The following is a 21,594-nucleotide window of genomic DNA, read 5'->3' on the forward strand; positions in this document are numbered from 1 at the left end:
CTAAAGTTCAGTATTGTTAACTAAAAACCACACCGGAAAGTATAGGTCACACACCGTAGTGTTGCCATTTTAACCTAAACTTGTCGGGTGTTGAGTATTTTCAAGGCCAATCAATAGGTAAGCGATTACAAAAGCCAGGCCGCAGGCCGCGGCCGCTATTGAATACACAAACGCAGGCCCCATTAATTCCCAGTAATAGCCGCTGTAGAGACTTCCGAGCATCCCCCCCAAACCGAAGCTCAGGCTGCTATATAAAGCCTGTCCTTTTCCCTGATGCCTACGTCCAAAATACAGATGGACCAAATGAATGGCCGCGACATGAGCGGCCCCGAAAGTGGCGGCATGCAGTACCTGGGCCAGAATCAGCAGCCCTAACTGGTCCGCATACCAGGCAATCATCAGCCACCGGCCGACGGCCAGCGCAATGCTGACCAGTAAAATATGCCGCAGCGAATAGCGCGATAACAACCGATTCATGAACACAAACAAAACAATTTCCGCGCAAACGCCCAAAGCCCAAAGCCCGCCGGTCATCGTTGTCGAATAATGATATTGCTTAAGATAAACGGAATAAAAAACATAATAGGGACCATGGGCAATCTGCAGCAGCAGATAAACCGTCAAAAAAGCCAGGACTTCCGGTTTTTTCAGGATCTGCATGATGCCCACGGCGTCTGTTTCGTGGGTGACGGCATGGGCCTCCGGTGTCGTTAAGGTCACCAGCCAGATTAAAGCCAGCAATACCGCAATAGCGGCCGGAAGCACTGACATGCCCTGACTGTCCAGCAACCAGCCAATGCCCAGCACCGTGGCAATAAAACCGACCGATCCCCAAAGCCTGATCTGGCTATAACGGTGGGGCTGGCTTTTTAAATGAAATAACGTTACCGCCTCAAATTGCGGCAAGGCGGCGTTCCAGAAAAAACTGAAGCCGATGGTAATCCAGGCAAACCAGACATAATTGTGGGCGATTAAAAAACCGACAAAGATCAGGACCGCGAAAAACGAGGCGATGCGGATAATGCGCAGGCTCTTGCCGGTATGGTCGGCAACCCAGCCCCACAGATTAGGCGCAATGATTTTGGTGCCGACCAGCAAAGCGGACAGTTCGCCAATCTGGCCGGCATTAAAGCCGCTATCTTTCAGATAGAGGCTCCAATACGGCATGAAGCCGCCCAGCGTGGCAAAATAAAAAAAATAGAAACCCGAGAGACGCCAGTAAGGAACAGCCATGAGATGCCTTATCTGTCGCCACAAAACATGGCGTCGTGTCTTATGGCGATGATGTGAGTCATAAACAATGGCTTATCTTAAAACCGGCAATCCGGAATGAACGTCGATATTTTGCGCCCGATGGCGCAACAAGTGATCCATCAACACAATCGCCATCATCGCTTCGGCTATCGGCGTGGCGCGAATGCCGACGCAGGGATCATGGCGGCCTTCCGTTACCACGTCAATGGCTTCGCCCTGCAGATTGATGCTTCTGCCGGGCAGACGCAGACTGGAAGTCGGCTTCAGGGCGATGCTGGCGACTATGGCCTGGCCGCTGGAAATGCCGCCGAGAATACCGCCGGCGTGATTGCTCAGGAATCCGTCCGGCGTGATTTCATCGCGAAACTGCGTGCCCTTGCTGTCGATGCAAGCGAAACCATCGCCTATTTCGACCCCTTTAACGGCATTGATGCTCATCAACGCATGCGCCAGATCGGCATCGAGCCGGTCAAAAATCGGCTCGCCCAGCCCCGGCGGGACATTGCTTGCCATGACATTGACTTTGGCGCCTATTGACTCGCCCTGTTTGCGCAGTGCATCCATATAAGCGGCCATCTCCTCGATTTTATCGGCATCCGGGCAGAAAAAAGGGTTGCTATCGATAATCGACCAATCGAGTTTTTCTATTTTTATCGGCCCCAGTTGCGACAGGTAGCCCCTGACCTCGATACCTGCCTGCTCTTTCAGATACTTTTTGGCGATGCCGCCTGCCGCTACGCGCATGGCCGTTTCGCGGGCCGATGATCGGCCGCCGCCGCGATAATCCCTGATGCCGTACTTATGCTGGTAGGTATAGTCGGCATGGCCGGGTCTGAAGCTGTCGGCAATTTTTGAATAATCCTTGGAGCGCTGATCGGTATTTTCAATCAGCAGGCCGATAGGCGTGCCCGTGGTTTTGCCCTCGAACACGCCGGACAGAATCCTGACTTCATCGGCTTCACGGCGCTGGGTCGTGTGCCGGGATGTGCCGGGCTTCCGGCGGTCGAGATCCTGTTGCAGGTCTGCTTCGGTCAATGGCAGTCCCGGCGGACAGCCATCGACGATGCAACCTAAAGCCGGGCCGTGGCTTTCGCCGAATGTGGTGACAGTAAATAATTTTCCTATAGTGTTTCCAGACATTATGTTAAAGCCGCTAAAAATTGTTCGTGATATTGATTAACCTGTTCGGCCGTCAGTAAAAACACGCCGTCGCCGCCGCGCTCGAAATCCAGCCAGTAAAAAGGCACGTCGGGGAATGTGTGTTGCAGCGTTTCCGCACTGCTGCCGACCTCCACGACCAAAATGCCCTGCTCCGTCAAATACTGACCGGCTTCGACCAGAATACGCAGCACGATATCCAGGCCGGATTCACCGCCCTTGAAGCCCATGTCGGGCTCGGCGCGAAACTCGGCGGGAAGCTGTTCCCATTCGGCATGGCTGACGTAAGGCGGATTGCTGACGATGACGTCATATTGCAGCTTGGGCAATTCATTGAATAAATCCGACCGATATAATGCGACAGCATCGGCGATCTGGTGCTTCGCCACATTCATTTCAGCGACAGCCAACGCATCGGCGGATAAATCGACCGCATCCACGTAGGCATCGGGAAATGCGTAAGCGCAGGCGATGGCAATGCAGGCGCTGCCGGTGCATAAATCCAGAATACGCAGCACCTGGTCTTCCTCGACCCAGGGCGCGAAGCGCTGCTCGATCAGTTCGGCGATCGGCGACCTTGGCACCAATACCCGTTCATCGACATAAAACGGCAGCCCCGCAAAGATCGTTTCATGCGTCAAATAAGCGGCCGGCTTTCTTTCGCTGATGCGCCTGCCGATCATATCGATGACCTGTTGGCGCTCGTCCAGCGTCAAAGCGGCTTCCAGGTAAGTATCGGACAGATTGTAGGGTTGATGCACGGTATACAGGACCAATGCCGCGGCTTCATCCAGCGCCGTTGCCGTACCATGGCCGAAACACACGCCGGCTTCGGTAAACCGGCTGGCGCCCCAGCGGATGTAATCACGGATGGTCGATAATGTGCTTAAAACATCGGATGGAGTTGTTTTCATTGCTCAACAAGAAATAATATAGAGACGATCAATCTCGATTGAAACGGGGATTTTAAACTAAACTTTTACAGCGTGTCCGAATAATCAACAAACAATGCATGAGTGAAATAGATAACAACCCTGGCAATACCGCTATCAGTTTGGCCAAAAACAAACTATTGTCGGATTGTTATTCCTATATGCTGTCCGATAAACTGGTGCTGCCCACGATTCCCGATGTGTCATTTAAAATCCGCCGGGCGATCAACGACGAGAAAGCCAATAGCACTAAAATCGCGCGTGTCGTGCAGATAGACCCGTCCATTACCGCCCGCTTGATCAGAATCTCCAACAGCCCGATCTACAGGGGGCGCAAACAAATCGAAAGCTGCCCGGAGGCCTTGACTCGTCTGGGATTAAGGGCGGCGCAGGATATCATTACCGCGTTTGCCATGAAATCGGTATTCAACGCCAGATCGCCGGTCATTCGCCGCAAAATGACTGAGTTGTGGATGCACAGCAGTTATGTGGGCGCCATCAGTGCCGTATTCGCCCACAAAGTGTCCGGCTTTGATCCGGACCGTGCCATGTTGGCCGGGCTGCTTCATGATATTGGCGTCGTGCCTATTTTGACCCATGCCGATAATCATCCCGATATTGTTTCCAGCCCCAAGGATCTGGCCGAAACGATTAAAGCCCTGCGCGCGGATATCGGCGTGCAGATTATCCAGCGCTGGGATTTTCCCGCTGATTTTGAGGATGTGATCATCAATGCCGAAAACTGGTTTATCGATAACCCGAACCCGCCCAATTACGCGGACATCGTCATGGTCTCGCAATTGCACAGTTACATCGGCAAGATTGATATCAAGAAAATGCCCAAGATAGCCGAATTGCCGGCCTATAAAAAACTGGCCGGGCATCTCGATGCCAAAGACAGCATTAATATTCTCGATACCGCGAAGGATGAAATCGAGAATATCCGGCAAATGCTGGCTTAACCGCATGGATGTCAAGGCATTCATCAGCGCTCAAGGGCAATTGCCGCTAGGCAAGCCGGCGGCAAGCCGGCTGAATCTGACTGTCGGCCAGGACGTCGATGCCAAAGTCATCAGCGCCGGCATAAGTGAGGAAAAAAGCGCCATTCTGTTGAAGGTGGTCGACCGGCATCTACAACTGCAAAGCGCTCAACCCATCGAGCTCACGCCCGGGCAGGCGCTGAAACTCCAAGTTATTCAGCTGTCCCCGGTTGTGGCATTCAGGATTCTTACTCAGTTGCCCAACTCAAAAGCGCAAAATACAGTGCTAAGCCTGCAATTCGTTCAGCCGGCGGATGAAAAGCGTAACACGGTTAATAATAGCGAGGCGCCTTTAGCCTTAAAACAGCAGCTCGGAGTGAAAATAATCGGATTGACCGCTCATGAAATTCAGCTGCAAGTGGTTAGCCAAGCCAATGCCAGGCATCCACACCCACCTGTGCTCACCCTTGATCGCTCGCAGTTGCAGTTATCCAACACAACTCTGCCGACCATGCCTTTTGCAGCTGATCCGGATACGGCAGTTACCGCCTCGGCATTAAAAATCGGCCAACTGTTAACGCTGGAAGTCGTCAGGACCGGTATCCATCCTGAATTCAAACTGCTCCCTGCCCTTCCTGTTATTGAAGAAAAGATAAGTGACTGGATAAAACAAGTGTTGCCTCGCCATGAAGCGTCATCCGTGGTCTTGAATCAGTTAGTGCAGGATTTGCCGCATTTGCTGAGCAGTGAAACCGTTTCCCAGACGCTCAAGCAGATAGCCGCGGCTCTCTTGCAAACGCTTCCAGGACGGCCGCAACTAGCCGATCAGCAAGGGATCAAGCATGCGGTCAGCCATTCAGGGTTATTTTTTGAAGCCAGGCTGCAGCAGTCGGAGGAGCAACCGGCATCAGCCTTCAAGGATGATTTTAAAGCCAGGCTGCTTAAATTCGTACAGGCCTTGAAACAGGAGATCGCGAAAAACGCCGGTGAAGCCTTCGATGACGCCGAACTCGGCCTGCTTAAAAATCTGGAGCGAAAGTCCGGGAACGCCCTGGCTAAAATCGTGCTGGACCAGTTGGCTTCGCTGCCTAAGGAAGACAGTCCAAAACAGGTATGGACGCTGGAGATACCTTTTGTGGAAAACACAAAAGCCGACACCGTAAAAATTACAATAACGCGGGACAAGAAAAACAAGGCGCAGGCTAATGACGACAACTGGTCGGTTAATATCACGGTTACCCCGCCCGGACTCGGCACCATCGCCTGCACCGTTTCATTGCTGGATGACGGGCTGCATGCCTATTTTCTCGGCCAGAAACCGCAAACCGCCGATTTGATAGATCAGCATCTTGATTATTTCAGGGAACAGCTTGAACGATCCGGCTTAAAGACCGGGCGAATCGTTGCCCGGACCGGACAGGCAAAAACAGAGCCGGCGCCCGGGGAAATCGCCGGAAAACCATTGTTTGACGACCGGGCCTGACGCTTAAAAACCCGCCGCTTTCGCTCTCGCCGCCCGGGCGCCTTCATAATCCTTCTGCATGACCCTGGCATTGGCAATCAATAACCAGCTCTGTCTTTTCAACCGGGTATCCTTGGACGCCAGTAATGCCGATTTTTTCGCCAGGTCTTCGGCCAGACGCGGCTTGGACTGCTTGATTCTTAACTCCGCCAGTTTATAAAACAAGGCGGCATTGCGCGGCTCGATTCTGATGGCACGCTCAAGCGCGGCAGCTGCCGATTCCAGATTGCCGGCCTGACTGTTCCGGTCCGCGGCTGAAACCAGGGCGCCTACGGCCGGCGATGGCGATACAAGCGCCAGATTTTCCAGGGGCTGTATGGATTCCGTACGCACCTCGGGCGGGCTAAAGGGTTCTTGGGTTAAAGGCGGCGCGTACTCCGGCGCCCCCTCCATCGGCGAGGTCGCGATCGAACCGGATTCCTTCAGCGGCCGGGTTGTGACGGTCGGCGGTTTTGGCTTGGCCGGTCTGGGCTTTACCTGCGGCCTGGGCGCGGGCTTGGCATAGACATCCGGCTGCCTGCCGGATACCGGTGCCGGCCGCTGGGTACCGAAAAAATCGGCACAACCGGTAATCAAGGAAGGTAGGGAACAGATTAATACAACTCGTTTAATTGACATCGGCGTCTTACTATCAAAATAGCTCTATGTTATTAAATTGACTTTGTTGATGAGCTTCTTTTAACGCGAGAGCCTCATCCACGGATTTACCCTGAAAAATGGCATCGAACAGCAGCTTTTCCGACTCCATCGTATAGCGTGCCCGGATGCCTTCCTGAAAGTCCTGCCATTCCTTGGGATTATGAAGACCTTCGGAATTTTCCACCAATCGGGACAGGCTCCTTAAATTCGATGCCACGTGTTCCAGGCACTGCTGCATACGGTCATAAAACTGAAAAGCCACAACGGCGGCCTGGATTTTATCGCTGGTCTGAAAACAATGCGCGATAGCCGAATTCCTGGCCTCGCTGGACTCAAGAGACAGAAGATGGTCATTGATCGCCTGCATATGATCGACCATGGCCGTAAACGATTCCGTCAGCGTATTGACGGACGTGTCCGCCTCTTTTAACGCATCGTGTACCTGGGCGGCCGATAAAGACAACAGCTTGACCGTCTCTCGCTTTTGGCTCCAATCAGGATCGTTTTTTTTCGAACTGGAATGCGGCATGTTTCATTCCCACAATTAAGATTATGCAAAAAGGCTCAAGAGTGTAACACTCCCGCGTCCTGGCGGGTAAATTAACATCATTAATCAGGCACGAGAGTAGCTTGAGATCAGATATTGCAGATTGTCCCGGTCCAGCTTCTGATTATCCACCTTGAGATAGGCGACGGCCTCCTCGTAATGCAGCGTAACCTCCTCCACGCCGATGATTTTCACCATCTCCGCCATAAATTCATTGGCTTCCTGTTCCGATAATCGTTCCAGTGAAATGAGCAGATTCGCCCAATACCGCGGCGGCTTCATGGAAAAGGATAAAAGCAGCCAGCTGCCGGCTGCCGCGGCAGCCAATAAAAACACCGCGCCGGCACCAAATGCGCCGTAACACCAGCCGCCGACCGCGCCCCCAATCCCCGCCCCCAGAAACTGACAGGTTGAATAAGCCCCCATGGCCGTGCCGCGTAAATCCGCCGGTGCGGTCTTGGAGATTAATGAGGGTAAAGTCGCTTCCAGCAGATTAAAGCCGCTGAAGAACAGCCAGAGGAAAACGATGATGCCGGGCAAACTGTTATTGGCCAGCATCAAGCCGATATTGGCCAGCACCAGGGCGGCGATGGCGCCTATAAACACGCTTTTCATCTTGCGTTTTTTCTCGGCCAGAATGACGAATGGAATAATGGCGGCCATGGAGACGACGAAGACGGGCAAATACACCTGCCAGTGCCGGGCGGGGAGCAAGCCCGCATCGCGTATCAGCAACGGCACGATGACAAAGCTCGCGGTTAAAATGGCATGCAGAATAAAAATACCGTAATCCAGACGCAATAATTCGGTATTTTTCAAGACATGCGAAAACTGCGTCGGCACCAGCTCCGCATCCCGATGTTTCTTGGTGTGCCGGGGATTAGGCACGATGAACAGAATAATGGCTATTGCCAGTATCGCCAGCGCCGCCGTCAGCCAGAAAATACCGTTCAGGCCGATATGGCCGGCAATGACCGGGCCGGCGACAATGGCCACGCCAAACGATACACCGATGCTGGCGCCGATCAGCGCCATGGCTTTGGTACGGTGCACCTCTTGCGTCAAATCGGCGACCAGCGCCATGGTTGCCGCGGCTATGGCGCCGGCCCCCTGTATGGCGCGGCCTAAAACAACCCCGTGGATAGTCGTGGAAACGGCGGCGATCACGCTGCCGGCAAAAAACAGCAATAACCCGATGACAATGATTTTTTTGCGGCCGAATCGATCCGACAGCAAGCCGAAAGGAATCTGCAGCAGCGACTGGCTGATGCCGTAAATGCCAATAGCCAGGCCGATTAGCGAGGGTGTCGCCCCTTCAAGCTGTTCGGCGGACAATGACAATACCGGCATAATCAGGAACAAGCCGAGCATGCGAAAGGCGTAAATGCTGGCCAGGGACCAGGTGGCGCGTTTTTCCAATGGACTCATCGGACTTGTAATGTCCTGCACTTGTGTCAAAACCAGTTTCTCCTTATGTGCCAGAAATTAAATAAAAGCTCTACTTCGGGTTTATTTCAAAAGCGCGCATTATAACAATCATTCCGTCGTATTCACTATTTGTGCTCGCCCAAATTCCTGATCCAGCGTTAGTTTGTCTTAGCCTGGTTTTGAACGTATATTATGCGGTTGTTTAGATTGACGGAATTATTTGATGGATATCATTAGCATCCGCGGTGCCCGAACGCATAACCTGAAAAATATCGATCTTGATCTGCCCCGGGATTCACTCATCGTCATTACCGGACTTTCCGGTTCGGGCAAGTCATCGCTGGCTTTTGACACGATTTATGCCGAAGGCCAAAGACGCTATGTAGAATCGCTTTCCGCCTATGCCCGCCAGTTTTTGTCGATGATGGAAAAGCCCGATGTCGACCACATCGAAGGCCTGTCGCCGGCGATCTCGATCGAACAGAAATCGACCTCGCACAATCCGCGCTCAACCGTCGGCACCATTACGGAAATTTACGATTACCTGAGGTTGCTATACGCGAGAGCCGGCACGCCGCGCTGCCCCGAGCACCAGGTCTCGCTGGAAGCGCAAACGATCAGCCAGATGGTCGATCAGGTGCTTGCCCAACCCCGGGAACAACGCTGGATGCTGCTGGCGCCGGTCGTTAGCCAGCGCAAGGGCGAACATACCCAGTTGCTGGACGACCTGCGCGCGCAGGGCTTCATCCGTGCCCGCATCGATGGCAGCGTGTACGATCTGGACGAAGCGCCGGCACTGGATCTGAGAAAGCAGCATACCATTGAAGTCATCGTCGACCGCTTCAAGATCCGTGACGATCTCGGCACACGCCTGGCCGAATCCTTCGAGACCGCCCTGCGCATGGCCGACGGCATTGCGATTGCCGCCTGCATGGATGACGGCACGGAACTGCTGTTTTCCGAACGCTATGCCTGTCCGCATTGCGGCTACAGCCTGAACGAACTGGAACCGCGCATCTTCTCGTTCAACAATCCCAAAGGCGCCTGCGGCAGTTGCGACGGACTGGGCGTGCGCCAGCACTTCGACCCCGAGCTGATCATTCACAACCCCGACATCAGCCTGGCCGGCGGCGCGATTCGCGGCTGGGACCGGCGCAACGCCTATTATTACCAGATCATCTGCTCGCTGGCCAAGCATTACGATTTCGATCCCGAAGTGCCGTTTTCACAATTGCCCGGCGACATTCAGTCCGTCATCCTTTACGGCAGCGGCAATGAGACCATCGAGTTCAAGTTCATGACCGGCACGGGCGGCGCCAAAAAAAGGCGCCACAGCTTTGAAGGCATCATCGCCAATATGGAGCGGCGTTATCATGAAACCGATTCGCAAATGGTTCGGGAAGAACTGGCCAAGTATTTATCCAACAAGCCTTGCAACGTCTGCGGCGGCGCCAGGCTCAACATCGCGGCCAGGAACGTCTTCATCGAGGATCTGCCGATTCATCAACTGACGCGCTTGCCTATCCGCAGAGCGCTGGCGTTCTTCTCGCAGCTCGGCCTGACCGGCAAGCGCGGCGAAGTCGCGATAAAAATCGTCAAGGAAATTCAGGAGCGGCTGGAATTTCTGGTTAACGTGGGGCTGGATTATTTAACCCTGGACCGCAGCGCCGAGACGCTGTCCGGCGGCGAGGCGCAGCGCATACGCCTGGCCAGCCAGATCGGCGCGGGACTGGTCGGCGTCATGTACGTGCTGGACGAGCCTTCGATAGGCCTGCACCAGCGCGACAACCAGCGGCTGCTGAATACCTTGTTCCGGTTGCGCGACCTGGGCAACACCGTGATCGTGGTCGAGCATGACGAGGATGCCATCCGCTCGGCGAACCACATCGTCGATATCGGCCCGGGCGCGGGCGTCCATGGCGGACGCGTCATCGCCCAGGGCACACTGGCCGACATACTTGCCAACGAAGACTCGCTCACGGGCCAGTATCTGTCGGGCAAGGTCGACATCGCCGTACCCCAGTCGTTGACGCCTGTCGATAAGGACAGGCAAATCGTCGTGCGCAACGCGCATGGCAACAATCTGAAAAACGTCGATATCGCCTTCCCTGTCGGCCTGCTGATCTGTGTCACGGGCGTATCCGGGTCCGGCAAGTCAACGCTGATCAATGACACGTTGTATTGCCATGCGGCGCGCTTGATCAACCGTGCCGGCGCCATCCCGGCCCCCTGCGATGCCATCGAAGGCCTGGATCATTTCGACAAGGTCGTCGATATCGACCAGAGCCCGATCGGCCGCACGCCGCGCTCGAATCCGGCCACTTACACAGGCCTATTCACGCCGATACGGGAATTGTTCGCCGCCACGCCCGAAGCGCGCTCGCGCGGCTACACGCCGGGCCGGTTCAGCTTCAACGTCAAGGGCGGCCGCTGCGAAGCCTGCAAGGGCGACGGCGTGATCAAGGTGGAAATGCATTTTCTGCCCGACATCTTCGTCAACTGCGACATCTGCCATGGCAAGCGCTACAACCGCGAGACGCTGGAAATACGCTACAAAGGCAAAACCATCAATGAAGTGCTGGACATGACCGTCGAGGACGCGGCCGCCTTCTTCAGCGCCGTACCGGCCATTGCCCGCAAACTGGCTACCCTGACCGAAGTCGGCCTGAGCTACATTACCCTGGGGCAAAATGCGACGACCCTGTCCGGCGGCGAAGCGCAACGTGTCAAGCTTGCCAAGGAACTTTCCAAACGCGATACCGGCAAAACCCTGTATATTCTCGATGAACCGACCACGGGGCTGCACTTCCATGATATCAAGCAGCTACTGTCCGTCCTGCACACCTTGCGCGATCACGGCAATACGGTCATCGTCATCGAGCATAACCTGGACGTGATCAAAACGGCGGACTGGATTATCGACATGGGCCCCGAAGGCGGCGACGGCGGCGGCACGCTGGTGGCCGAAGGCACGCCGAAACAGATTGCCGAAAATCCGGCCTCGCACACCGGTGTCTACCTGAAGCGGTTTTTTGCCTAACCGGCACGGCCTCCTGATCAGCCCGTAAGGGAAACTTAGCCCCCATGCCGCTGTCAGATTTGCTGATGCTTTCCAAAGCGAACCATTAACGTAACGCTATAGAGAAGAGGATGAGTCATGAGCAATCTGACGTCAGCGAATGAAGCACACACCGCACCTACAACAGACTTCGGTATTTTTTATCCGCTCGGTTATCTTGTCGTCGCGTTTCCGAACCAGGAGGATGCGCGGCAGGTGCAGCGGGATCTCATGGCCGGCGGATATGACCCGGCCGATTGCGAGTTTTATACAAGCGAGGAAGTGGCTGATGCGGCACAGCGTAATCTCGCTGACAACAAGGGTTTTCTGGCGCGATTGGGCTGGAGTGATGAGGCCGTAAAAACCCATCTGGAGGCAGCCAGGCAAGGCTCCGCATTTTTGTTGATCTATGCGCCCGGCGATACGGACGCGGCTCGCGCGATGAATGTTATTCGGCGCGTGCCGTTCGATTTTGCGCATCGTTATCAGCGTTTCACGATCGAAAAAATGACGTAATCGCATTGCCTGACCAGTGCGGCGTACCAACACGGGCTATCATGAACGGCAAGTTAACAAATACCGGGAAAGGTTCGGTCTTATACCTTTCCCATGGCGGCGGCCCCTTGCCCTTGCCCTTGCTCGGCGACAAAGCCCATGAAGAACTGGTAGCCCTTCTTAAAAAAATAACGCCTGCTCTTGGTCATCCTTCGGCTATTCTGGTGATCAGCGCTCACTGGGAAGAAGACAGGCCGACCATTACCAGCGGCGCGTCACCTTCATTGATCTATGATTATTATGGGTTCCCGGATGAATCTTATTCTGTCGAGTATCCCGCACCCGGTGCGCCGAGGCTTGCGCAAAAGACAGCCGATCTCTTGCAAAGCCATGGCATTGACGCAAGCCTGACCGATCAGCGGGGCTTTGATCACGGTTTATTCGTGCCGTTAAAGATCATGTACCCCGAAGCCAACATTCCCTGCCTTCAATTGTCCCTGGTCAAATCCTTGCGGCCCGATGAGCATATCCGGATCGGTCAAGCCCTGGCCGCCTTGTTGGCACAACAGGTGCTGGTTATCGGTTCCGGGTTTTCCTTTCATAATCTCAAGGCTTTCTTTGCGCCATCGACAACGGAAACGCAAGCCATGAATGATGTTTTCGAACAGTGGCTGATCGATACCTGCACCAATCGCCGGATAACTGAATCCGAGAGAGAACAGCGGCTGATCAACTGGCAGAGCGCCCCGGCCGCAAGGTATTGCCATCCGAGAGAAGAACACCTGTTGCCGTTGCATGTTTGCTACGGTGTCGCCGGCGCCCCGGCCCGGCAGGCTTTCAGCTTTGAAATAATGACAAAAAAGGCGAGCGCTTATCTTTGGTAATCGGGACTTTAACAGGCATTCTTGCCGCGCATGATGGGATCGCGTTGGCAATGAATTCTGGCATTAGCGATTTACGGCTGTACCGGCATGGTTGATCAGGGCGCAAGCGTAAATGCCCGGGAACTGCGGATGACGACGCCTCTGGTTGGCAACTGGAAGTTCGTTCAGGATGATACGCTGGCGGCCGACTGGCAACCGATATCCCTGCCCCATGCCTGGAATGCCGCGGCGCCCTATAGGCGTGGTATTGGCTGGTATCGGCTCACATTCGAGACGCCGACAACGGGCGCACGCCACTGGCTTGAGTTCGGGGCCGCCAGCATCGTGGCCGATGTCTGGCTGAACGGCCGCAAACTGGGCCGGCATAGAGGCGCTTTCACGGCTTTCCGCTTCGATGTCACCGACAAACTGATTGCGAATGGCGGCAATGTATTGCTGGTCAAAGTCGATAACCGGGCGCCGACAACGGACAGCGATGTAACGGCTATTGCGCCATTGAGCGGTGATTTCAATATGTCCGGCGGCCTTTATCGCCATGTCGCGCTGATTTCCACGCCGGATCCGGTCCACATCGCCCTGGACGATATGGGCGGTCCGGGCGTCTATGCCGCCACGACCGGCATTTCGGACAGCAGCGCAACCGTCAATGTGCGGAGTAAGCTGAAAAGTGATTCCGGGCACGACGCCGACTATACCATCCGTGCCGCCTTGTTGGCGGACAATGGCCGGCTTGCAGGCATGGCGCAAAAAAACGTGTCGCTGGCGGCCGGCGCCCGCCTGGAAGTTCCGCTTGAGCTGATCGTTGACAATGCTCGCCTGTGGCAAGGCCTTGACGACCCTTATCAATATCAACTGGTCGTCGAACTACTGGCAACCGACGGCACGCCTCTCGACAAGGTTGTGCAGCATTTCGGCATTCGCCAAATGCGCTTCGATGCCAATAAGGGTTTCTTCCTGAACGGCAGGAATATCCGTCTACACGGCGTTGCCATGCATCAGGATTATCCCGGCAAGGGCTGGGGTATTACCGATGAAGATATTGATGAGTCGCTGGCACTGATCAGGGATATCGGCGCGAATACCGTCCGCCTGGCTCACTATCCGCATAACCTGCGCACCCTGGAGGTCGCCAGCAGACTGGGGCTGGTGGTCTGGGCGGAAGTGCCTTTCGTGAATGGGGTGAGCACGGTGCGCTGTTCCGGGACCGATGCCACCGATGCCTTTAAGGCCAACGTGAAGCAACAACTGCGGGAATTGATTCGCCAGCAGTACAACCAGGCCGCAATCGCCATGTGGTCCGTCGGCAACGAAATTGCGATGATGAGTACCGGTTGCCCGGCCGCACCGTACGACAATGTCACGCCGCTGTTGCGGGAACTGCACGCGCTTGCCAAGGCCGAGGACGCTAGTCGAGTCACGACCGAGGCGGATCTCGGCGAGGAATTGGCCGCCATGGGCCGGTCCATCGCCACCGGCGGCATTACTGATGTCTGGGCGCTTAACCGGTACTGTCTCTGGTATTACGGCAACAGCGTCTCGGAGCTCGGCGCATTACTCGATACCCTGCACGACAAATATCCCGACCAGCCCATGGGTATCAGCGAGTACGGCGCGGGCGCCGCCCTGAGCCACCATAGCGACAATCCCCTGGGCGGCCCCGCGGAGGTGTTCAATACCGGGCAACCGGTGGTCTATCAGACGGAGGAATACGCCAATTATGTTCACGAGCAACATTACCGGATGATTACGGAAAAGCGCTACCTGTGGGGCAGCTACGTCTGGAACATGTTCGATTTTGGTTCTGCCATGCGCAATGAAGGCGATATCAGGGGCGTCAATACCAAAGGCCTGGTAACGTTCGATCGGCGGACCAAAAAGGATGCGTTTTATTTCTACAAGGCCAATTGGAGCAGCGACCCCGTGACCTATATTACCGGTCGGCGCTACACCCATCGAGCCTATGCGGTCGCCGATGTAAAAATCTACAGTAACGCGGATTCGGTGCAGCTGTCGGTCAACGGCAAGGTCATCGGTTCAACCAGCAAGGCTCAATGCCCGATGAGCATCTGCCTATTCAAGGATGTCAGGCTGAGCCCCGGCATTAACGAACTCACGGCACTGGGCGATCACGGCGGCAAATTCGTCAGTGATTCGGTACAGTGGTCGCTGCATACCCGCGACGTCAATATTGCCGCCGGCCAGCTGACGACCGGATTCACCGCATCCGACGGCGCGCTGTTCGGCTCGGATCATTTTTTCACGGGCGGCCGGGGCGACTGGCTGATCGCCAGGGCATTAGCGGCATCGGATGATAAAACGCCGCCTCGCGTTACGCCGGACCCGCACCTGTTCAGCAATTTCCGGCGCGGTACGTTCAGCTACGATATCCCGCTCGATAATGGCGACTATTCCGTCACGCTGGGCTTTCTTGAGCCTGACAGTCATGCCGCCGTCGGTGACCGGGTCTTCACTGTCGCCGTCAATGGCCGGCCCCGGCTGAGCCATTTCGATATTCTGAAAGCGGCCGGCGCCTATCGCGCGGCGGTTGTCAGGACTTTCCCGGCGACGGTTTTCGAAGGACGGCTCCGGCTTGCTTTCATGCCGAACAAAGGCGAAGCGATTGTGTCGAATATCAGAATAAGGAAACTACAGTCGCCGTGACTACCCGACGGCGATCAACCGCCGACATAAAGGTACTTGAATATGTATAACAGACTGCCGGATGAATAATGGCATCAGCACATGCAAGGGCGTCGCTCGATATCTACTGGCATTTAGCCTGGGCACAAGCCTGATCGCAGGATGCAGGCCCTTACCCTCGCTCGAAGGACGCAGCGTTTCCGTAGCGCTTTCCATCAGCGAAGCCAGGAGGACCCGGCTTGGGAAGGCGATTTCTCCCTCGGCCGAGGCGCATCCCGGAAAATCCGGCATTTATCCCCTTCCTGACCCCCATGACGCGTTTGCCGTACGCGCGCTATTGGCCAATGCCGCCGAGCGCACTCTTGATATCCAGTATTACATCTGGCACAGCGACATGACCGGAATTCTCCTGCTTGAAGCCCTGCACGCCGCGGCCGACCGGGGCGTCCGCGTGCGGTTATTGCTTGACGATAACAATACCGCCGCTGAACTCGATACGGCGCTAGCCGCGCTTAATTCTCATCCGAACATCGAAGTTCGCCTGTTTAATCCGTTTATGTTCCGCAAGTGGCGTCTGCTTGACTATATCACCGACTTCTCCCGCGCGAACCGGCGCATGCATAACAAATCCTTTACCGCCGATAACCAGGTCACGATCATCGGCGGCCGCAATGTCGGGGACGAGTATTTTGGCGCGGCTGAAGGCGTGTTATTTGCCGATCTGGATGTCATGGCCGTGGGGGCGGTCGTCAAGGAGGTATCAAACGACTTTGACCGTTACTGGGCCAGCGAATCCTCCTATCCTGTCGACTGCGTGCTGCCGCCCGCCAAGCCCGACCTGATCGAACAAGTGGCATTGGCAGCATCGGCGGTCGCGGATGATCCGGCCGCCGCGGCCTATATGGAGGCGATACGCAATTCCGCGTTGATTTATAAATTGGTTCAAGGACACCTGGAGCAGGAATGGGTGGTAACCCGCATGGTCAGCGACAACCCGGCCAAAGGCCTCGGCCAGGCCTCAAAGGAAGAGCATTTGACCCATGAGCTTAATGAAATCATCGGCGAACCTGAAGCTGAAGTGGAACTCGTTTCGCCTTACTTCGTGCCGACCGCCGCCGGGGTCGATGCCTTTGTGGCGCTTGCCAACCGGGGCGTGGACATCAAGGTCTTCACCAATTCCCTGGAAGCCACGGATGTACCTATCGTACACGCCGGTTATGCGAAATGGCGCAAACCGTTGCTCAAGGCCGGCATCACGCTCTATGAAACGCGGCTTTTGTCTCCCGGGACCGAGAGAGACAGAAGAACCGGCATACTGGGCAGTTCAGGGTCCAGTCTGCACGCGAAAACGTTTTCGGTGGATCATTCAAGCATTTTCATCGGCTCGTTCAATTTCGATCCGCGCTCGGCAAGGCTGAACACCGAATTGGGCTTTATCATTGACAGCCCGACATTGGCAAAACAAATCGACGCCGTGTTCGCTAACGGTATTCCCGAGAATGCCTATGAGGTCCGGTTGTCCGAAAAAGGCGATCTGTATTGGTTCGAGAATCGGGATGGCCAGCTGGTGCGGCACGACACAGAACCCGGTACCCGTTTCTGGCAACGTGCCATAGTGACTGTTCTGTCTTGGTTGCCGATCGATTGGCTTTTATAAGCGGGATGGGATTTAAAAAATGCTTAATGAAAAAAAGGCGTGTCGAACTGATTCGACACGCCTTTTTTGCGCCTGACTTTCATAAGGCAGGGAAAGGAAATTAACCTTTTACTGAATCGGCAATTTCATTAAACGCTTCAACCCTTGATTTGCCGGTATTGACCAGATCAACGCCTGTATCGACAACCATTTTGCCAAGCCCCGGTATTTTGTAAACTCTCATGCCCAAGTAACCGACAATCGGAACGGCGATAAAAGCCGCGATAAAGCCATTAAGACCAATCGCGGACATGAGTTTGATCAGTAATGCTATCGCATCCAGTGGCAATAAAACCATGGCGCCGAAATAGGCCAATACCATGAACGTGAACAGTACAAAAACGACGAATTGAAGCAACCTTACCAATGCAACATTAATATTTTTCATATTACTTTAATTTCCTGATAGATCTTTAAGAAGCCTTTCTTAGCCAGAATGCGCCTGACCCTAGTTATTTTTGTCAAAAAGCCCCACTTTTTGAGACCGGCAATTATACCTTAAAGCCATCAAAAAATTTAATTTTCTTCCATCGGCTCATTTCGAACAAACAAGCGATACAGAATGGAACCGGTAATGAAGCCGCCTAAATGCGCCCACCAGGCCACGTCGACGGTAACGCCTTCAAAAATGACCGAAGTGGTCGCTTCATGCAGTTGGATGATGACCCACAGCCCCAAAAAAGCCACGGCCGGGATATGGATGACAATCGGCAAAAAGAACAGCGGAATCCAGACGATGACGCGAGCGAGAGGATAGAGAAAGAAATAAGCCGCCAGCACGCCGGCAATGGCGCCCGAGGCACCGACTACCGGGATAGCAAGGCGGGGATCGAAATACCATTGCAGAAACGTGGCGCAAAGCCCGCACAGCAAATAAAAAACCAGAAACGGCCCATGCCCCATTCTGTCTTCCACATTGTCGGCAAAAATCCACATAAAAATCATGTTGATGGCCAGATGCCACCAGTTCCCGTGCAAAAACAGACTGGTCAAAAAAGACAAGAAGTGGTCATCCGGCAAACCGAAACTGAGCGCCCAATGTGGGTCCGAATAGCGAATAGGCACCATGCCATAGAGATAAATCAGCCGATAACTTAACTCATGCGGCATCACTTGCATGGCAATGAAAACGACAATGCAAATGGCCATGATCACCCAGGTGACCCAAGGTCTTATATTGCAAGGCGCGGTATCTCTAATCGGTATCATGGATTCTCCTGGTATTAACTGACATGGATTCTCCTGGTATTAACTGACATGGATTTGCGGTAAGGCAAGCATGATTATTCCCGTGGCTTTTGATCTTGCGTTTTAGTCATTATTGCTCGAATCGATATGAGATGAAAAACCGCACCTGCGCAAGATCAATTATCAGATCAAGCTTATCAGTTAAAAATATCGGCAGGCAATGAATCTGTATTTATTGATAAATCCCCGGCCCAAAAAGTTTATAATGCGGAAAAAACCGCTCCTTCCCATCTTTGCCTTTCGGCGGCGACTGACCATTCATGCAACCTAATTCAACAAATAATACCGATTTATCCTTTTCAAGCTTATCCCTGAACGAGCATTTGCTTGCGGCGCTGGACAAACTGGGCTTTGATCAGCCCACGCCGGTTCAACTGCAGACCATTCCCCCCGCTCTGGCGCACCAGGACCTGCTGGTAAGCGCGGAAACCGGCAGCGGCAAAACGGCCGCGTTCCTGCTGCCGGCCTTGCACCATTTGCTGACCATTCCCGCCACCCATGCCGGAACGCGGGCGCTGGTGCTGGCCCCTACCCGGGAATTGGCACGGCAGATTTTTCAGCAATGCCGGCAATTGTGCGAATTCAGCGACCTGCAGGCCGGCCTGGTTACCGGCGGCGATGACTTCAGGCAACAGCAGAAAACCATCCGTAACAATCCCGATATTGTCATTGCCACGCCGGGGCGGCTGCTCGAACTGTTGGAGCAGGAGGTTTCGAATCTCGATGAGCTGGAAATACTGATACTGGATGAAGCCGACCGCATGCTGGACATGGGCTTTAGCGAGGAGGTGCTGGCCATTGTCGAGCACTGCAATTCGCAACGGCAAACCCTGCTGCTTTCCGCGACGCTGGTCCATCAAGGCATCAAGAAAATGTCCGACCGGGTACTGACAAAACCTGAAGTGATTGCCTTAAACAGCCGGCACGATGAACACAGCCATATCGAGCAGCAAATTGTCCTGGCCGATGACCACGAGCACAAACAAAAACTGCTGGCCTGGCTGCTGCTTAACGAAACCTATGACAAGGCCCTGGTATTCACCAACACCAAAATCCAGGCCGACAGCCTGCGCGGCCCGCTGCGCGGCCAGAAACTCCGTGTCGGCGTACTGCATGGCGATATGGATCAGAAAGAACGCAACCGGGTCATGGCTTTATATGGCCAGGGCGAGATTAATATTCTGATTGCCACCGATGTCGCCGCGCGCGGGCTCGATGTAAAAGGCATCAATCTGGTCATTAATTTCGACATGCCGAGAACCGGCATCGATTATATTCACCGCATTGGCAGAACGGGCCGTGCCGACGCACGGGGGCTGGCGATTGCCCTGGTGAAAAGTACGGAATGGAACTTGATGGCCGGCATCGAGCGCTTTTTGAAGCAGAAATTTAAACGCCGCACGATCAAGGAAATGGAAGGCAAATACAAAGGCCCTAAAAAGCTCAAAGCATCGGGCAAGGCCGCGGGCAGCAAGAACAGGAAAGAAGCTAAAAAAGAGGCCGTTAAAAAGACCAAAATGCGTCATCGCGACAAGAAAAACATCGGTAAGCGTCGCGTGCCGAGCAATAAACCGGCAACCGGGCAAGCCGGTTCCGAGTAACAAAAAAGCGGGCAACCCGACACAAGAGTTGCCCGCTTTTTCAAATCAATCGTTCAAGTCAGTTTACTGACCACCTTGGCGATCAGATCCACTGGCTTGAAGGGTTTTATCATGTAGGCGGTAATGCCCGCGACAATGGCTTCCTTAACCTTGGTGCCTTCGGACGACGAAGTCAGCATGATAAAAGGGATCGCGCTTAACTCCGCGTCCGCCTTTGCCGCCAGGAACAACTCCATGCCGCTCATGACCGGCATGTTCCAGTCGCATATCACCAAATTGACTTTCACCTTCTTGAGTAAGGCCAGCGCCGTCTGCCCGTCCTCGGCTTCAAAAACATGCGTAAAACCGCCTTCCCGTAAAATCGCCTTGGTCAGTTTACGCATCGAAGATGCATCATCGACAATCAAAATCTTTTTTTGCAGTAATTCTGCTGGTATTTCCATTCTTGTCCCCAACCTTATGTTTATAAGGGTTTTACCCCCACCCTTTAGTCTTGAAATTATATAAGAACCATGGCGCCATCGACAAATTGATTGCCGAAAATTGCCAAAAACGCCACATTGGCCGTGTTTGCAACGCTGTTGAATTCAGTATCTTTACCTAGGCGTTGATGCGAATTTCATTATCGAATTCAGTCGGTTATTGTGCCAGTCAATGCATCCGACCGGGATAATTAAGCGGCTTGACCGGAGAAATTCGCGGACCACTGAACACAGAAACGATTATGAACAAGCATCCTGTAAAAGCATCAGTATTGCGTAAACTGACCCGGCAGTTTGGATCGGCCGGGCTCAGCCTGTCTATTTTCAGCGGTAATTTATTCGCGGGAAGCGTGAATCTCGCCTGGGACGCCAGTACCTCAGCCAATGTCGGCGGTTATATAGTGTCTTACGGTCAAGGCAGCGCTAAATACGCCTCAAGCGTTGATGTGGGGAATAAAACCGCTTTCACAATAGCCGGATTACAGGAAGGCAGGCAATATTATTTCAGGGTGAAGGCCTATGACTCAAACCGAACCGTCGAAAGCGCTTATTCCAATGAGATCAGTACGACGGTTCCGGTCACGACGGCTGTGAAGGCTGGCGGAGTCCCTGCCGGTATGGGGACCGGCGACCTATGGCTTCCGGCATCTGCCGCCATGTTCATAGGTGTCTTACTCCTTTTGATCTCAAGGTTGTACAAAAGAGCGGGACGTCATCGATATACTTTTTTATCTGCGAAAAACCAGATTGATGATCAGCGTCAAAACCAGGCTGATTAAAACCATGGAGGTGATCGGGATGAACACAACTTTTTTTTCATCCCTGATATGAATATCGCCGGGTAATTTGCCAAACCAGTTGATCAGCCAGGGGGCATAATTAAAGACAAGACCCGCAACGATCAGGATGGCGCCGATAATCATCAGTACTTTTCCGGTGGTCATACATTGCCTTGTCACTGTTGTTGATATCAAAAATTATAACGGTTTATACCCCAGCGCTTAGTCAGTATCTTTACCTAGGCATTAAT

19 protein-coding genes are annotated in these 21,594 nt (G+C 54.0%); 9 read left to right on the plus strand and 10 right to left on the minus strand.

Annotated elements, in window-relative coordinates:
* Positions 1 to 69 precede the first annotated feature (69 nt).
* The 3 genes from METMA_RS0120980 to prmB form a co-directional block, all read right to left on the minus strand.
* Positions 70 to 1,233, minus strand: a complete 1,164-nt coding sequence (locus METMA_RS0120980; RefSeq protein ID WP_020161080.1) for an MFS transporter — start codon at positions 1,231 to 1,233, stop codon at positions 70 to 72.
* A gap of 72 nt (positions 1,234 to 1,305) precedes the next feature.
* Positions 1,306 to 2,394, minus strand: a complete 1,089-nt coding sequence (gene aroC, locus METMA_RS0120985) for a chorismate synthase (RefSeq protein WP_020161081.1) — start codon at positions 2,392 to 2,394, stop codon at positions 1,306 to 1,308.
* Positions 2,394 to 3,326: a 50S ribosomal protein L3 N(5)-glutamine methyltransferase gene (gene prmB / locus METMA_RS0120990; protein WP_020161082.1), complete on the minus strand. Its 933-nt coding sequence runs from the start codon at positions 3,324 to 3,326 to the stop codon at positions 2,394 to 2,396. The genes aroC and prmB overlap by 1 nt, the downstream gene beginning before the upstream one ends.
* A gap of 98 nt (positions 3,327 to 3,424) precedes the next feature.
* Here prmB and METMA_RS0120995 point away from each other — a divergent pair, with 98 nt between their 5' ends.
* Entirely contained in the window at positions 3,425 to 4,306 is an 882-nt protein-coding gene (locus METMA_RS0120995; RefSeq protein ID WP_020161083.1) for an HDOD domain-containing protein, read from the plus strand.
* A gap of 4 nt (positions 4,307 to 4,310) precedes the next feature.
* A complete protein-coding gene (gene fliK, locus METMA_RS0121000; protein WP_020161084.1) occupies positions 4,311 to 5,807 on the plus strand; it encodes a flagellar hook-length control protein FliK in 1,497 nt (498 codons plus the stop codon).
* Positions 5,808 to 5,810: 3 nt separating this feature from the next.
* Here the strand turns inward: fliK and METMA_RS25950 are convergent, their stop codons facing one another.
* The 3 genes from METMA_RS25950 to METMA_RS0121015 all read right to left on the minus strand — a co-directional run bounded on the left by METMA_RS25950 (position 5,811) and on the right by METMA_RS0121015 (position 8,460).
* Positions 5,811 to 6,464 (minus strand): tetratricopeptide repeat protein, encoded by a 654-nt coding sequence (locus METMA_RS25950; protein WP_152565120.1) that lies wholly within the window; start codon positions 6,462 to 6,464, stop codon positions 5,811 to 5,813.
* A 13-nt stretch (positions 6,465 to 6,477) separates the two neighbouring features.
* The gene (locus tag METMA_RS0121010) at positions 6,478 to 7,014 is read right to left on the minus strand and encodes a hypothetical protein (RefSeq protein WP_020161086.1); all 537 of its coding nucleotides are present in this window, start codon (positions 7,012 to 7,014) and stop codon (positions 6,478 to 6,480) included.
* 84 nt (positions 7,015 to 7,098) lie between these two features.
* Positions 7,099 to 8,460 carry an MFS transporter gene (locus tag METMA_RS0121015; protein WP_020161087.1) on the minus strand — a complete coding sequence of 454 codons (1,362 nt, stop codon included), beginning with the start codon at positions 8,458 to 8,460 and terminating at the stop codon, positions 7,099 to 7,101.
* A 223-nt stretch (positions 8,461 to 8,683) separates the two neighbouring features.
* Between METMA_RS0121015 and uvrA the strand changes: the two genes are divergently transcribed.
* The 5 genes from uvrA (at position 8,684) to METMA_RS0121040 (ending at position 17,194) form a co-directional block, all read left to right on the plus strand.
* Complete coding sequence (uvrA, locus tag METMA_RS0121020) at positions 8,684 to 11,500, plus strand: excinuclease ABC subunit UvrA (RefSeq protein ID WP_020161088.1); 2,817 nt, start codon at positions 8,684 to 8,686, stop codon at positions 11,498 to 11,500.
* A 117-nt stretch (positions 11,501 to 11,617) separates the two neighbouring features.
* Complete coding sequence (locus tag METMA_RS0121025; RefSeq protein ID WP_020161089.1) at positions 11,618 to 12,034, plus strand: hypothetical protein; 417 nt, start codon at positions 11,618 to 11,620, stop codon at positions 12,032 to 12,034.
* A 41-nt stretch (positions 12,035 to 12,075) separates the two neighbouring features.
* On the plus strand, positions 12,076 to 12,897 hold the full coding sequence (locus METMA_RS0121030; RefSeq protein WP_020161090.1) for a DODA-type extradiol aromatic ring-opening family dioxygenase: 822 nt from the start codon (positions 12,076 to 12,078) through the stop codon (positions 12,895 to 12,897).
* A gap of 129 nt (positions 12,898 to 13,026) precedes the next feature.
* A complete protein-coding gene (locus METMA_RS0121035) occupies positions 13,027 to 15,558 on the plus strand; it encodes a glycoside hydrolase family 2 TIM barrel-domain containing protein (RefSeq protein ID WP_198014572.1) in 2,532 nt (843 codons plus the stop codon).
* A gap of 61 nt (positions 15,559 to 15,619) precedes the next feature.
* Complete coding sequence (locus METMA_RS0121040; RefSeq protein ID WP_020161092.1) at positions 15,620 to 17,194, plus strand: phospholipase D family protein; 1,575 nt, start codon at positions 15,620 to 15,622, stop codon at positions 17,192 to 17,194.
* Between the two features lie 100 nt (positions 17,195 to 17,294).
* On the opposite strand, the gene METMA_RS0121045 is transcribed toward METMA_RS0121040, so the two are convergent.
* Together METMA_RS0121045 and METMA_RS0121050 are read right to left on the minus strand one after the other, a co-directional pair.
* Entirely contained in the window at positions 17,295 to 17,621 is a 327-nt protein-coding gene (locus METMA_RS0121045) for a hypothetical protein (RefSeq protein WP_020161093.1), read from the minus strand.
* A gap of 128 nt (positions 17,622 to 17,749) precedes the next feature.
* Positions 17,750 to 18,442 (minus strand): rhomboid family intramembrane serine protease, encoded by a 693-nt coding sequence (locus METMA_RS0121050; RefSeq protein WP_020161094.1) that lies wholly within the window; start codon positions 18,440 to 18,442, stop codon positions 17,750 to 17,752.
* 299 nt (positions 18,443 to 18,741) lie between these two features.
* On the opposite strand from METMA_RS0121050, the gene METMA_RS0121060 reads away from it, so the two are divergent.
* Positions 18,742 to 20,082, plus strand: coding sequence for a DEAD/DEAH box helicase (locus METMA_RS0121060; protein ID WP_020161096.1), 1,341 nt, complete (start codon positions 18,742 to 18,744; stop codon positions 20,080 to 20,082).
* A gap of 53 nt (positions 20,083 to 20,135) precedes the next feature.
* On the opposite strand, the gene METMA_RS0121065 is transcribed toward METMA_RS0121060, so the two are convergent.
* Complete coding sequence (locus METMA_RS0121065; RefSeq protein WP_020161097.1) at positions 20,136 to 20,525, minus strand: response regulator; 390 nt, start codon at positions 20,523 to 20,525, stop codon at positions 20,136 to 20,138.
* Between the two features lie 281 nt (positions 20,526 to 20,806).
* Between METMA_RS0121065 and METMA_RS0121070 the strand changes: the two genes are divergently transcribed.
* Positions 20,807 to 21,343 carry a fibronectin type III domain-containing protein gene (locus METMA_RS0121070; protein ID WP_020161098.1) on the plus strand — a complete coding sequence of 179 codons (537 nt, stop codon included), beginning with the start codon at positions 20,807 to 20,809 and terminating at the stop codon, positions 21,341 to 21,343.
* Here the strand turns inward: METMA_RS0121070 and METMA_RS0121075 are convergent.
* Positions 21,293 to 21,508: a DUF2905 domain-containing protein gene (locus METMA_RS0121075; protein ID WP_020161099.1), complete on the minus strand. Its 216-nt coding sequence runs from the start codon at positions 21,506 to 21,508 to the stop codon at positions 21,293 to 21,295. The two genes, METMA_RS0121070 and METMA_RS0121075, sit on opposite strands and share 51 nt — an antisense overlap.
* Positions 21,509 to 21,594 lie beyond the last annotated feature (86 nt).

This window comes from Methylobacter marinus A45 (assembly GCF_000383855.1).
Taxonomy (GTDB): domain Bacteria; phylum Pseudomonadota; class Gammaproteobacteria; order Methylococcales; family Methylomonadaceae; genus Methylobacter; species Methylobacter marinus.

Coding starts and splice junctions, on each gene's coding strand:
- METMA_RS0120980 (WP_020161080.1), bottom strand. CDS start 1,233: ATGGCTGTTCCTTACTGGCGTCTCTCGGGTTTCTATTTTTTTTATTTT.
- aroC (WP_020161081.1), bottom strand. CDS start 2,394: ATGTCTGGAAACACTATAGGAAAATTATTTACTGTCACCACATTCGGC.
- prmB (WP_020161082.1), bottom strand. CDS start 3,326: ATGAAAACAACTCCATCCGATGTTTTAAGCACATTATCGACCATCCGT.
- METMA_RS0120995 (WP_020161083.1), top strand. CDS start 3,425: ATGAGTGAAATAGATAACAACCCTGGCAATACCGCTATCAGTTTGGCC.
- fliK (WP_020161084.1), top strand. CDS start 4,311: ATGGATGTCAAGGCATTCATCAGCGCTCAAGGGCAATTGCCGCTAGGC.
- METMA_RS25950 (WP_152565120.1), bottom strand. CDS start 6,464: ATGTCAATTAAACGAGTTGTATTAATCTGTTCCCTACCTTCCTTGATT.
- METMA_RS0121010 (WP_020161086.1), bottom strand. CDS start 7,014: ATGCCGCATTCCAGTTCGAAAAAAAACGATCCTGATTGGAGCCAAAAG.
- METMA_RS0121015 (WP_020161087.1), bottom strand. CDS start 8,460: ATGAGTCCATTGGAAAAACGCGCCACCTGGTCCCTGGCCAGCATTTAC.
- uvrA (WP_020161088.1), top strand. CDS start 8,684: ATGGATATCATTAGCATCCGCGGTGCCCGAACGCATAACCTGAAAAAT.
- METMA_RS0121025 (WP_020161089.1), top strand. CDS start 11,618: ATGAGCAATCTGACGTCAGCGAATGAAGCACACACCGCACCTACAACA.
- METMA_RS0121030 (WP_020161090.1), top strand. CDS start 12,076: ATGAACGGCAAGTTAACAAATACCGGGAAAGGTTCGGTCTTATACCTT.
- METMA_RS0121035 (WP_198014572.1), top strand. CDS start 13,027: ATGACGACGCCTCTGGTTGGCAACTGGAAGTTCGTTCAGGATGATACG.
- METMA_RS0121040 (WP_020161092.1), top strand. CDS start 15,620: ATGAATAATGGCATCAGCACATGCAAGGGCGTCGCTCGATATCTACTG.
- METMA_RS0121045 (WP_020161093.1), bottom strand. CDS start 17,621: ATGAAAAATATTAATGTTGCATTGGTAAGGTTGCTTCAATTCGTCGTT.
- METMA_RS0121050 (WP_020161094.1), bottom strand. CDS start 18,442: ATGATACCGATTAGAGATACCGCGCCTTGCAATATAAGACCTTGGGTC.
- METMA_RS0121060 (WP_020161096.1), top strand. CDS start 18,742: ATGCAACCTAATTCAACAAATAATACCGATTTATCCTTTTCAAGCTTA.
- METMA_RS0121065 (WP_020161097.1), bottom strand. CDS start 20,525: ATGGAAATACCAGCAGAATTACTGCAAAAAAAGATTTTGATTGTCGAT.
- METMA_RS0121070 (WP_020161098.1), top strand. CDS start 20,807: ATGAACAAGCATCCTGTAAAAGCATCAGTATTGCGTAAACTGACCCGG.
- METMA_RS0121075 (WP_020161099.1), bottom strand. CDS start 21,508: ATGACCACCGGAAAAGTACTGATGATTATCGGCGCCATCCTGATCGTT.